At 52.8% G+C, this 11,090-nt stretch carries 11 protein-coding genes; 5 read left to right on the top strand and 6 right to left on the bottom strand.

Annotation, left to right across the window (positions count from 1 at the left end; translation table 11 throughout):
* Positions 1-108: 108 nt before the first annotated feature.
* Together K355_RS0119745 and K355_RS0119740 are read right to left on the bottom strand one after the other, a co-directional pair.
* Entirely contained in the window at positions 109-1,065 is a 957-nt protein-coding gene (locus K355_RS0119745; RefSeq protein ID WP_022733892.1) for a 2-hydroxyacid dehydrogenase, read from the bottom strand.
* A gap of 44 nt (positions 1,066-1,109) precedes the next feature.
* Complete coding sequence (locus K355_RS0119740; RefSeq protein WP_022733891.1) at positions 1,110-1,685, bottom strand: hypothetical protein; 576 nt, start codon at positions 1,683-1,685, stop codon at positions 1,110-1,112.
* A gap of 193 nt (positions 1,686-1,878) precedes the next feature.
* Between K355_RS0119740 and K355_RS0119735 the strand changes: the two genes are divergently transcribed.
* A complete protein-coding gene (locus tag K355_RS0119735; protein ID WP_022733890.1) occupies positions 1,879-2,508 on the top strand; it encodes a hypothetical protein in 630 nt (209 codons plus the stop codon).
* A gap of 65 nt (positions 2,509-2,573) precedes the next feature.
* Here K355_RS0119735 and K355_RS0119730 read toward each other — a convergent pair whose 3' ends face one another.
* The 4 genes from K355_RS0119730 to K355_RS24525 form a co-directional block, all read right to left on the bottom strand.
* The gene (locus tag K355_RS0119730; protein ID WP_022733889.1) at positions 2,574-4,055 is read right to left on the bottom strand and encodes a DUF4139 domain-containing protein; all 1,482 of its coding nucleotides are present in this window, start codon (positions 4,053-4,055) and stop codon (positions 2,574-2,576) included.
* A 210-nt stretch (positions 4,056-4,265) separates the two neighbouring features.
* Complete coding sequence (gene fliW / locus K355_RS0119725; RefSeq protein ID WP_147250387.1) at positions 4,266-4,832, bottom strand: flagellar assembly protein FliW; 567 nt, start codon at positions 4,830-4,832, stop codon at positions 4,266-4,268.
* 32 nt (positions 4,833-4,864) lie between these two features.
* Entirely contained in the window at positions 4,865-6,238 is a 1,374-nt protein-coding gene (locus K355_RS0119720) for an adenylate/guanylate cyclase domain-containing protein (protein ID WP_022733887.1), read from the bottom strand.
* Positions 6,222-6,956: a Crp/Fnr family transcriptional regulator gene (locus K355_RS24525; protein WP_022733886.1), complete on the bottom strand. Its 735-nt coding sequence runs from the start codon at positions 6,954-6,956 to the stop codon at positions 6,222-6,224. Before K355_RS24525 ends, K355_RS0119720 begins: the two co-directional genes overlap by 17 nt.
* A 387-nt stretch (positions 6,957-7,343) precedes the next feature.
* Here K355_RS24525 and K355_RS0119705 point away from each other — a divergent pair, with 387 nt between their 5' ends.
* From K355_RS0119705 to K355_RS0119690, 4 genes are all read left to right on the top strand, one after another.
* Positions 7,344-8,369, top strand: a complete 1,026-nt coding sequence (locus K355_RS0119705) for a DctP family TRAP transporter solute-binding subunit (RefSeq protein WP_022733884.1) — start codon at positions 7,344-7,346, stop codon at positions 8,367-8,369.
* Positions 8,370-8,480: 111 nt separating this feature from the next.
* Positions 8,481-8,963: a TRAP transporter small permease gene (locus K355_RS0119700; protein WP_022733883.1), complete on the top strand. Its 483-nt coding sequence runs from the start codon at positions 8,481-8,483 to the stop codon at positions 8,961-8,963.
* Positions 8,960-10,228, top strand: a complete 1,269-nt coding sequence (locus K355_RS0119695) for a TRAP transporter large permease (protein ID WP_022733882.1) — start codon at positions 8,960-8,962, stop codon at positions 10,226-10,228. Before K355_RS0119700 ends, K355_RS0119695 begins: the two co-directional genes overlap by 4 nt.
* 11 nt (positions 10,229-10,239) lie before the next feature.
* Positions 10,240-11,088 carry a shikimate dehydrogenase family protein gene (locus K355_RS0119690; protein WP_022733881.1) on the top strand — a complete coding sequence of 283 codons (849 nt, stop codon included), beginning with the start codon at positions 10,240-10,242 and terminating at the stop codon, positions 11,086-11,088.
* The last annotated feature ends 2 nt before the right edge of the window (positions 11,089-11,090 follow it).

The following is an 11,090-nucleotide window of genomic DNA, read 5'->3' as shown; positions in this document are numbered from 1 at the left end:
ACTGCGTCAGGCCACGGACAAGTGCCGTATCGATGCTTCTCCGATCAATGAAAAAGGCGCCGGATTTCGGCGCCTTTTTCATGATGTTTTAGCGGTTTATGCGCAGTGTTAAACCGTGAACGGTACGTCCTTGCCTGCGACAAAGGCGTCAATGTTATCAAGGGCGCGAAAGCCCATCGCATTGCGGGTTTCAACCGTTGCTGATCCCAGATGCGGTAAAAGGAACGTGTTGGAAAGATCGCGATAGGCCGGTTCGATGTTCGGCTCACCGGCAAACACATCCAGCCCCGCCGCTGTCAGCTTGCCGGATTTAAGGGCCGCGATCAGATCGCCGTCATTGACCACATCGCCGCGTGCGGTGTTCACAATGATTGCTCCGTCGGGCAGTTTGGAAATGAAGTCGGTATTGACCATACCCTTGGTTTCCGGGGTCGACGGGCAATGCAGTGACAGGAAATCACAATGGGGCAGCAGGTCATCCATGCTGCTGTGATAGGTTGCACCATTTTCCTGATCTTTGGGCAGTTGGCTCCGGTTGAAATAATGGATTTCCATATCAAAACCGCGGGCGCGCTTGGCAACCGCCTGTCCGATGCGGCCCATGCCGATGATGCCCAGTTTCTTGCCGGTGACCTGTGTGCCCATCAAATGGGTCGGACGCCAGCTTGACCATGTGTCATTGCGGACTTCGGCTTCGCCTTCGCTGGCGCGGCGTGCGGCACCGAGAATCAGTAGCCATGCAATATCGGCGGTGGCATCGGTCAGGACGCCCGGCGTGTTGCCAATAATCACGCCCTTTTCGCGGGCTGCTGAGAGGTCAATATGATCGGTCCCGACCGAGAAGGTGGCGATGATTTTGACACTGTCTGGCAAGGCGTCAAAAAACGCCGCATCAATCGGATCACCAACCGATACAAGGGCGGCATCCGCACCATGGCATAGGGTCAGAATTTCATTGCGCGACAGCGGATCGTCATCTTCCTGCGTTCGGATGTCATAGTGTTCCGCAGCGCGTTTCGCGACAGCGTCGGGCAGTCGACGGGTGACGGCAAGAACCGGTTTCATGTGTGTTTCTCCCTGATGAGGATGATTTTTTGCGGCTTATGTTTTTAGAATAACTGTCCAAGTGCCAGTCGGATACCGATGGATGTGATCACCATGGATAACAGGAAATCGGCCATGACAATCGCACTGGCCGTCGGGATCGGAACAGACAGGGTCAAACGCGCGATATAAACGCCGTAGACCAGCATCGCGATGACCGCGACCATGACAAATCCGCCTGGTCCCAGCATCGGGAACAAAACGCCCAGCAACAGTGCGACAAGATACACCGCCATTTGCAGGACGCTTGACCAGTTATAGACCGTGATAAAGCCGATATATCGTTCGGTGCGCCCCAAGATTGGCATCACTTGGTACATCAAGACCGGAAATGCCAGCCATTTAATGACATAGGCAACAACTTCGACGGTCATATAGCGTCCGACCGGGAAATCTTCCGGTGCCTCAAGCAAATCATGCCAGCGTAAAAAGGCAAAAGCCGGGAATACGATGATGGCTGCCAAAAAGGATCGCCAAAATCCGTTTAGGGAAAAATCAAAAAATGTCAGCCCGTTGGCATCGCCACGGGCAATGCGCCAAGTGCCGTAAAGGGCACGCAGGGTTTCACTCGACATGTTCATGCGGGGCTGTTTTCCGACTGTGGGGCAAATGTAAAAATAGATTATGTATCAGGCCGTTCATGGTCCGCAAACAGCTTATCGCTGATTTACCCTCCTTCACAAGGCACCTTGCCGAAACGTCTTTGCGTGTAACACCGGTATTGGGCGGTGGGGCGCGAAAATAAGACAGCAAACACGGGGTGGCGGGAAAAACATGCAGGACAAATCAGACGAATATGCGTTGCGTTTGTCCTTCATTGAGGCGACAGAACCCGGTTCCCTGACCTTGGCACGGCTATATCTGGAGATGGCGACCAGTCAGCATCACAGCAAACGAGATTATGCCCTGAGCCTGTTTGATAAGGCCGATCAGCTTTTTGCCAGCCATTTACCCAAGGCGCGCGATGCGGCGATTGCCGGATTATCACTTAGCCTGAACAACCGCGCGGCTCTTGAGCTAGATGCTGGGCAATGGGAATGGGCAATTGATGCGGCGTCTCAGGCGGTTGCACTGCGTCGGGATCGGTTGAATGGCTGTGTCGGACGCAAGGATGATCTGGAACGACTGGATCTTGGCTATTCACTGGCGGCACTGGTTTTGGCCATGCGCGGTGCGGGTCAACTGGATTTGGCACGCGATGCGGCAGGTGAGGCGATCCGTATCCTCGGCCGGTTTGCCGGGATGAATGATCAGGAAGCTTTTGTCTTGCTGACCAAATTGATTTGTATCTATGCCGAATTGTGTGATGACACCGGTCAGGTTCCCGATGCAGCGTTGCTGTTGCCATTGGCAAAGGCGTTTTACAACAGCAAACGACCACAGGGCCAAGACGCACCGTTGTGACGGCAAGCGGGGCCCTTCAATAAGATCAAGGCGCAACCTTGTATGTCAGGTTGCGCCTTGATGGCTTAATTGATGCTGCTGACCGACCAGCTGACGGTGACTTCCTGATTGGCCGGGACGTCGATGTCCCAACGGATCAGGCCGGGCTGCACAAGGACATGCTTGTGGTTTTCGGCATTAACGACCCAGTCACTTGGCATGTTTTCGTAAATTGTGATCGTTTCTGCACGCGAACTGGTGTTGCTGATTTTCCATTCCAAATCAGCCGTGACTGCGTCGGGCATGTTTGGGCGTGCCTTACGGGTAAAGGATGTCACATGACGTGTACCCGAAACATCACTGGCCTTACCAAGACGTAGGGTGGCTTCGCGTTCAACCGGGGTCAGCGACAGGTTATCTTCACCGACAAAGCGGGTGTCGCCCGATGTGCTGTTGGCAAAAATACGCACAACGCCATCTGGCCACGGACTTTGATTATCCGCCCCGCCTTTGTTGGTGATCTTGATTTCAAGATCAGGGCGGACAAAGTCCGGTTCGCCATTTTGGCCCATATTATAAGCATTGCTTGAGCCATTGAAAATGGCGCGACGGGTGACCGGCAGGGATTGTTTATCAATCAACGGCAAGATCACGGTATCACCATCTTGCATCGAAAGTCCGTCAAACGGGCCATAGACATGCAGGTTTTCAAAACTTTCGCGGTCTGGTGCGGCACCAGTTGAATCGGCCATGGCCGACATCATCATTTCATTGCGGGCTGCCTTGGCAACCGGCATTGGTGCCTGGCTGACGCGGTTGGGATCACCGGCCACCAGACGCAATTGCGCATCATCGAACGCCACCCCGGATTGATTGGTTACCCGTGCAATGGCCGATAGTGTCAGGTTGTTGGCCTCACTGTCATAGTGCCCGACATAGGATGTATTCCAGCCAATCCCACCCAGAAGATAGGCCATCGAAAGATGATCAAGGGCCGATGTGGTGGCAATTTCAGCCTCAATTGATGGATCGGGGGAAAAGCCATCGGGCAGCTTGCTGATGATGATCTGATGGATCGGCACCTGTTCAATTCCGGCATCGGTTTGCACCAGCGCCAGTCCTGACAGGGACAGCAGTTTGCCTTCAATTAGGTCATCATCGCGACGAATGATGACCTCCTTGCCGATCTGATTGCGCAGAAGGGCGGTGATGGTATCAGCACCATTCATCGAATTGCGAATCGACGTCCAGACGAGATCGCTGTTGTTGGGAGTGCCGATCAGAAACGAGTCATCCATCACCGTGGGTGCAAGACCGTCAATCTGAAGGAAACTTTGGCCTTCGGGGATGTCGGCGGTGCGCTGTTCGGCAACCATCGCCAGATTGCCGGGATAGACGCTGAGCTGCAATTTTGTCCGGTTGCTGGCCGAAACGGGAATTGATGTATTGAGCTTGGTGCGGTTTTCAGATGCTTCTTGCGCGCGTGCGGCCTCGATATCCGGACCAAAAAAAACAGCCGTACCCAAAAGTGCGGCCAGTGCAAAACGGTTTCGCAGTGTTACAGACATTCCCGATCCCTTGTCCGGTTAATGTGGTTTCATTCATGCCACTTTCACGCGAAAACATGGCAGGATCAAGGAAGGGAATAGACCAACCTAAATTTGTTCTCAGCTGGTTGGTGGCGCTGGGGTATTGCAAGGTTCGAGCAAAAAGGCACAATGATGCTGGGCTCTTAGATTGAGCCAGAGCAGAACAAGCGTTAAGCCGATTTACGGTGTCTATTTTACAACGTGATGGAAGTCATAATGTCCGGCTTCGGGCAGGTGGTGTTGGTAGGCGGACTGACGTTCCGTATCAATGATAATTGGTGCGCGCAGATTGACTGACATGGACACATCGCCGTTATCTTCGGGCTTGTGCAGAGTGACAATCAAAAGCACAGCGCCGTCATTCTTTTTGATGCCATGGATGGTGAAGGCCTGTTCAAGGTGTTCCGGGTTAATTGTATCGCTGTCCATATTGTAGGGGGCAACGATAAAGGCCAGTTCCGGTTCGGTCAGGCATTGCATCAGGAGAAAACTGCTTGCGCCGTCTCCGGGGAAGTTTGCCAAGGCAAAGACATTATGGTCAGGAAAGCCTTTTAGTCCCGCAGGGAAATAAATGGCTTTGTCCCATTCAAATTCGCGTTCACCAAACAGGGTTGTTAACCTTACAGAAGACGGTACCGCTTGAGGTGCCGGGGGAGTCGTTTCTGTGGGTGTGGCCATCACTTCCTCCTGCTGATCAGTTGTCAGCACATGTGCATGAGATAAAACGCATTTTGGGGCTGTATTGCCCGATTTCAAGGCTTTATTGCAATAACGGCTATGGAATTTAGCTAGTTTTCAAGATCACGGTGAAACAGAACAGGTATTGGGTCACTAAATCCTTTTACCCGAATGGATTCATGCTGTTGATAATGACGCAATAAAACAGATCCTGAAACGGAACTTTCGTTGCGTATCTGGTTGGCGAAATTTTCACTCATCACGGTGTCGGTCTCAAGCTTGCGGGTCGCACGTTCAAGCCGGGCGGCAAGATTGACAGTTGCCCCGATTACAGCAGGGGTTACCGCTTCGCGCTGTCCGATATCCCCCACAACGGCGGGGCCAAAATTAAGCCCGACACCAATCCGGAGCGGTAAGCCGTCATCTGCGGGTTCGCGGGCTTGCCATTCAGAAACCTGCGACACGATGGCCTGACTTGCGCACAGGGCATTTGATGCGGGGGAAGGGAGGTCATCAAAGGCGGCAAAGCTGGCCATCACCGCATCACCGATATATTTTTCGACAATCCCGCCATAGGCACCGATCTGTGTGGTGGCGATCTGGTGAAACTGGTTGAGGAATTTCATGACGTCTTGCGGATCGCGTTTTTCGGCAAAGCCGGAAAACCCGATAATATCGGCAAACATGATGACGCATTCACGGCGTTCGCCAACCCGTATGGGTTCATCGCGATCGGCAAGACGGTCGGCAAGGGCGACGGGGAAGTAGCGCGCCAGATTGCCATGTGCGCGTTCGGCAGCGGCAAACTGGTTGATCAACACGCGTAAGCGCGAAACCATTACCGCACAGGCCAACGTAAACACGACAACAATGACCACTTGTTCGGCCAAGGCAGAGATATCGACAAATTCCGGCAGATTGTAAGTGTCGATCAGTTCCTGTTTTGTTGGGTTCCAGTCGTCACCAAAATGCTGGGAAATAATGACGCCAGGGCGATGCATCAGCCAGACGATGGCCGTAACCCACGCCATCAACAGCCAAAACCCGAACCACAGGATCAGGCGCGGCGAAAATGTCATGATGACAAGCGCCATCATGATCATTGAAAAGACAACACCACGGTCACGCACAACAAAGCCATACAGCCACGCGGGATGGTTGGTGAGCGGATTAAGGGGATCGGGCACCACCGATATATAAACAATCAGTCCGGCATCAATGACAGCCAAAAGATACAGCAGCCATACCCATTTGCCGCCGCGTGCTGCGACCAGCAATTGAATGAAAACACCGGGAATGAACCAGCCGAGAACCTCAAGCAGGGTATAAAGCGTGCCGGTTGGAGAATCCGGTTTGCTGAACAAAAGCAGGATGAAGGCCAGCATGCAGATGCGCAAAAACGCAACAAGGATCAGTCCGCGCTTTTCTTCGCGTGCGACAAGCCGGTCAAACAGTGAGATTGTGGGGTCAGTTCTTGATTGCATCAGCAAGAAGCTGTTTGAGCCCGTCGGCATCCTTGATCACCAGACGTCCGTCACGGCGCGTGATCATGTCGCGCTTTTCAAGTTCACGCAGTTTCTTGTTCACCGCTTCGCGCGTCACACCAAGCATCAGGCCAAGCTCCTGCTGTGACAGCGGAAGGGCAATACGAATGCCTTCGGGGTCCGGGCCGCCATGACGTTCGGCAAGCCACAGGATGCGTTTGATCAGGCGGGCCATAAGATCAAGGAAGTTGGCATCTTCGAGTAAATCACTGACCCAACGCAGGCGGCGACATAAAAGGGCTGTGATATGGCGGCGCAAGGGTGCTTCACGGTCAAATATTTCAAAGAAGTCATCGCGTGAAATAAACAGGAAGCGCGTCGGGCCAACCGCACGGGCTGTTGCTGTGCGCGGTTCACCATCCAAAAGGGCGATTTCGCCAAATACCGCCCCCGGGGCAAGCACGTTCAAAACGATTTCCTTGCCGGTTTCCGACACCGATGAAATGCGAACCTTGCCGGCTTCGACAGCATAAAGACCGTCTGCCGCAGCCCCCTTTTCAAACAGCAACTGACCGTCTTCAAGACGGCGCACAGTGGCCTGAGCAGACAGCTGTTCAAGCAGTTCAGGATCAAGATCCTCAAACAGGAAGCTACCCGCCAGAATACGAGAGGCAATTTTTGCAAGCTGGGGTGATGTGGGGCCGGTGAGAGTGTTCACAGAATTCACTTTGGAAATGGTTTTATATCAGAGTTCATCGGATCAATTTCACAGTTAAACTAGCACAAATACAGGAATTTACAGCAAGCAGTTTTCGAGAGGCATGTTATTGGCGTGATTGTCGAAATGATCCTGTTGCATTTGCCGAGCCGATTCGCATTTCCATCCTTAAATTCCAATCTCTAACCGGCAACCTTGATGAGGGTTTTGATCATCGGTTCTGTGTCGTTTGACGGGGTAAGTGGCTGTTTTTGGTAAAAATATAGAATGTTTGACAAAATCTCCTATATTTTTTAAATTATCCTAATTCCGAAAAGAGGCCGCAAAATAACAAGATTGTTTGAAGCAACCAAGGTCTACGGAATTTTGTTTAATCGGGAGGACGTAATGAAGATGATTTCCAAGGGTGCCCTTTTGGGTGCCGTTTCTATGGCTGCTGCGTCATTTGGGTTTTCAGCGCATGCTGCTGACGTAACGCTGAACTTTGCCCACGTTGATCCGGCAGAGTGGACCACCTCGAAAAAAGGTGCCGCGTCGCAGGTATTTAAAAACATTGTCGAAGCAGAATCCGGTGGCCGTATTGAGGTCGCCCTGTTCCCCGCCGGTTCGCTTGGCGGTGAAACGGACCTTTTGCAAAATACACAGGACGGCACGCTGGCCATGTCGATGGTTTCGGGTCCGTTTTCAAAGGTTTGCCCAGAGGCAGCCGTCCTTGATGTGCCGTATATTTTCCCGAATGCCAATGTGGCATGGAGCGTACTGGATGGTGATTTCGGCAAGGAACTTGCCGCACATTGTCTGGAGAAAACTGGCCTGCGCACCTTGGCTTATGGTGAAACTGGTTTCCGTAACTTTACCAACTCCAAACGTGCCATTGCCGAGCCAAAGGATATGGAAGGTCTGAAAATTCGTGTCATGACCGTCCCGCTGTTTGTTGAGATGGTCAAGGCACTTGGTGGTGAGCCAACCCCGATCCCGTGGCCGGAAGTTCCGACCGCCCTTACCACCGGTACGGTTGATGGTCAGGAAAATCCGATCAGCGTGATCTATGCCAACAAATTCTACGAAATGCAGAAGTACCTCACACTTGATCGTCACGTTTATGGCACCGACTTTATTGTCGTAAACGAAGCGATCTATCAGGATCTGTCCGAAGCAGATCAGGCGCTTCTGCGTCGTGCTGCGGGTGTTGCATCAAACGTTGGCCGTGCAATTCAGCAGTTCAATTCGGCAGAAGGCGTTGCCAAACTGGCAGAGGAAGGCATGGAAGTGACCACACCGACCGCTGAGCAGCTCAAAGCGTTCCGTGATGCAGCACAGCCGGCTGTGATCGAATGGCTTTCGGGTCAGATAGATTCGCAGTGGATTGAAAAGCTGCAGGCCGCTGTTACCAAGGCAGAAGCCTCGATGTAATCGGTTTTGGCGGACCGGGTGTTTCTCCTTTGAGCCTGGTCCGTCCTTTTCTCCCGCCGCCATGCTTTTTCTAAAAGCATTCCGTTGTCCGCGATGATCCGGGGGACCCCCATGCAACGCGTCGAAATTGCGTTTATGCGTTTGCTCGCCGGACTTTCGGGGATCAGTATCCTCGTTGTCTTTGGTGTTGTTTTTGCTGGCAGTGTGAGCCGTTACCTGTTTTCCGCCCCCCTGCAATGGAGCGAGGAGATCGCAAAATATGCGATGATCTATGGCTGCATGTTTGGCGTTGCCTACGCCTATTTGCAGGGCAAACAGATTACTTTCAGCATTGTCATTGATACCGTTCCCGAGAAGTTCCGGCGCAAGCTCAGTCTGCTGGTTGATGTCGCTACATTGGTGCTGGGCGGCATCCTTGCCTATGCCGGGCTGATTTTTGCCGGAAAACGTGGTGGCATTGTCGCATCTGGTATTGGCATTCAAATGTATTGGGCGCAGGTCGCGATTACCGTTGGCGGTATCTGTCTGGTGATCGCAGCTATTTTACGCATTATTTCGTTCTTTAAAGCCGTGTCGACCGGGGGTGAAGCATGATTACCGGCGTTACCCTGCTTGTTTTACTGGCGATTGGCGCACCGGTCGCATTTGCGATTGCACTTGGCATTGCCGCCTATATCGGGTCTGGCACCTTTAGCATCGATTTGCTGCCCCAACGCATTTTCGCTGGCATGGATAGTTTTACCATTTTGGCGATCCCGCTATTCGTGCTGGCCGGTGAATTGATGAATGCCAGCGGCATTACATCGCGTGTGATCAATCTGGCCAATGCGTTGGTCGGTCATGCCAAGGCCGGACTGGCGCAGGTCAATATCTGGTCATCGGTGATCTTTGCCGGACTGTCCGGCTCGGCGGTGGCGGACACCTCGGCCATTGGCCGTATTTTTATCCCGTCGATGGAAAAGGAAGGCTATCCGCGTGATTTCGCTGCCGCGCTTACGGCAGCATCATCGGTGATTGGTCCGATCATTCCGCCAAGTATTCCCGTGATCATCTATGCGCTGATCACAAGCAATGTGTCGGTACCGGCCCTGTTCTTGGCAGGGATTGTTCCGGGCTTGTTGCTGGCGATGGCGCTGTCGATTTATGTCCGGTTCTTTGTAAAGAACTATGCCACCCCGCGTGAACGGATGAATTTCCGTGAAAAGCTGAGTGCGCTTTGGAACGGTGTGATCCCGCTGTTTATGCCGATCTTTGTCATCGGATCGATCCTTGCAGGGATTGTCACACCGACCGAGGCGGCAAGCTTTGCGGTGTTTTATGCGCTCGTTGTCGGGTTGTTTGTGTTTCGCGAACTCAAACCGGGCGACCTTCCGGGGATATTTTCCGGTGCGATGCGTGATTCTTCAAGCATCCTGATCATTATGGGGACGGTGGCTGCGGCCAACTGGTTCATGACGTTTGCCGGTATTCCTCAGGCGGTCAGCCAGTTTGTTCTGGGCTATGTCGACAGCCCGGCCATGTTCCTGATCCTGATTAACCTGATGTTACTGGTGGTTGGTCTTGCTCTTGAGGGTATTGCCGCGATGTTGGTGCTGGTGCCGATCCTGCATCCGATTGCGCTGAGCCTTGGTATCGACCCGACCCACTTTGGCATCATTGTTATTTTCAATCTGATGATTGGCCTGATCACACCACCGATGGGCTTGTGCCTGTTTGTTGCCGATGCGATTGCCGGTGTTGGCATGGCCAGAATGATCAAGGCGATCATGCCATTCTTCCTTGTTGAATTGTTTGTGTTGCTGGTCATCACATTTGTTCCGGGCATTGTCACCTTCTTGCCGGAACTGTTTGGATTTTAGGATACCGTCCCATGTTGAAACTCGGTCTTATCGGTAAAGGCATTTCACGCAGCCAGTCGGCCAGACTGCACGTGTTGCTCGGCCGTATGTGCGGGATGGATGTTAGTTACGACTATCTCGACAGCGATCAGATTGAGGATTTCGATCTGATCAAACAGCTGACCACCTGTTCGGAAAAAGGTTATGCGGGGGTCAATGTCACCCATCCATATAAAACCAGTGCGCGCAAACTGATCACACCGCGTAAACGTCTGCCAGCAGCCCTTGCTGCGGTGAATACGGTTGTGTTTCGCGAAGATGGCTGGCGCGGGGACAACACCGATTTTGTTGGCTTTATGCGCGGCTACAAAAAGCAGTTCGGGGATGCAAAGCCGGGAACGGTTTTACAGCTTGGTGCGGGTGGTGTTGGCCTTGCAACGGCGTTTGGTCTGCGTGGGTTGGGGGCGGATAAAATCCTGGTCCATGACAAGGACATCGCGCGTGGCGAAGAACTGGTTGCGACGTTAACAGCGGCGGATGCGCAGGCCGAATTTGTCGGGGCAGAAAACCTGTCAGATGCGGTGCGCAGTGCCGATGGCCTGATCAATTGTACGCCGATCGGTATGAACCAGTATCCGGGCTGTCCGTTTGACGTTGACTTGCTGGGTGGTCAGAAATGGGCGTTCGATGCGGTTTATACCCCGGTCGAAACGGCGTTCCTGCGCACAGCGACGAAATCGGGGATTGAAGTCATGACCGGCTTTGAACTCTTCTTCTTTCAGGGTATTGAAGCATTCGAAGTTTTCAGTGGGGCAGAAATTGATGCCGATGCTGCAAGACACGATTATTTCAATGCCTATCCCGAGGCATTGACGGGTTAGGG

This window comes from Thalassospira lucentensis MCCC 1A00383 = DSM 14000 (assembly GCF_000421265.1).
Taxonomy (GTDB): Bacteria; Pseudomonadota; Alphaproteobacteria; order Rhodospirillales; family Thalassospiraceae; genus Thalassospira; species Thalassospira lucentensis.
This window is presented reverse-complemented; position numbering and strand designations above follow the sequence as displayed.